This is a genomic window from Lysinibacillus sp. NPDC097231, assembly GCF_044761885.1.
In the GTDB taxonomy this organism is placed as follows: Bacteria; Bacillota; Bacilli; order Bacillales_A; family Planococcaceae; genus Lysinibacillus.
Genome location: NZ_JBIWDH010000079.1, coordinates 1 through 1326, shown reverse-complemented (window position 1 = coordinate 1326; position 1326 = coordinate 1). Strand labels below are relative to the sequence as shown.

Sequence of the window (1326 nt, the reverse complement as noted above, 5' to 3'; positions counted from 1 at the left end):
CTAAAAAAGATGACACCTGCACAATACAGACATCATCTTCTTCAAGTTGCCTAGAGCTTTTTTTAAAATGTCCTTTACAAAGGGTACACTTTACAATAGTTTAAGGGTGTTTTTTGTTTTGAGTTCGATTTGTCGTAGTGAAAACCCATGGTTAAATCCTATCTTGATTTGCACCCAAATGTAACCCCAGAGGAATGGACTGCCCTAAGTTCAAAAGTAATTTTTGAAAAAGGGAATTATTTTGAAAACTATAAATAACAAATCTATGAATGAATTAATATATATTCCATGGATAGATATATGTTAATGATTAATTAAAAATCATTGAGTTGCGTATGTAAAAGGCTTAATCGCCAAACCAAAGCTACGGTAATATTATTAAAGAACAATGGGTTTATGATAATTATAAATATGTATCCCTTGATTTATAAGACTTTAAGTCACTTCAATAATTCTCAAGTTGATAGACAAAATATAGATTTACTTTCAATTCATATAAGGTCATATAATGTATTTAAACAACTCTAAGACACTCTATGTAGAGAGGGGGATATAAGACATGAAAGAACAAGAGCAAATGACTATGATAATTTTCTTACGGTCCAAGAATCGGACCAAAAGCTAAATGTGGATCGATTGCCATCCACAACTGTTAATAAAACTGTTATTGTGCGGAGATAAGAAAAGATCACTCCGAGATGGGTGGTTTAATTGATAAAAAATCGACCGACTAAACCGACCAAAAAACCGACCAAATCGTGATTTTTAAAGATAATTCATGATTATTTATGACTCTCAATGAAAGTTTACAGACAATACAATACTGTTATATCAAGCTTTTGACCAATCATGATTTATCGTGATAGCACGGATACTTCAACAACATGATGGTTGTAGCGTTAGAGGCAACTATGCAAGAATAGTCGTATCAAGGGTTTGAGATTTGAAATAAATTTCAAAGGGACAAAAAGTGACTACACTAAAAATTAATAAGATTTTTAATCCTCAATGGGTGAATCGATAAATGAGAGCCTATTGAGGGTTTTTTGTTTATAAAGAGTTGAATAAAAATTGATGATTTTAAAATGAATCAGCAAATTCAAGGTCGTAAAGATAAGTATATTTTGGCGATGAATTATTTTACTAAGTTTTTAATGTTTTTACTGATATATGCACGGTTAGCAGTACACTAATAAAGTAATAAGGTATACTTCAGGAAAATAAGGTATATTATCACACGTGTTGATTAACCAAAATTATACAGTCGTTGAATGATTTATGTCCCAATGAAACATCAGGCTTTCTTTCACTCTAATTCGCCATTCC

The 1326-nt window shown here is 31.1% G+C and carries 1 pseudogene; it reads left to right on the top strand.

The window, feature by feature from the left end:
• Window positions 1-147 precede the first annotated feature (147 nt).
• Window positions 148-258 (top strand): annotated as a pseudogene (locus tag ACIQXF_RS23080) (DUF2268 domain-containing putative Zn-dependent protease); the annotation flags it as partial.
• Window positions 259-1326: the final 1068 nt, after the last annotated feature.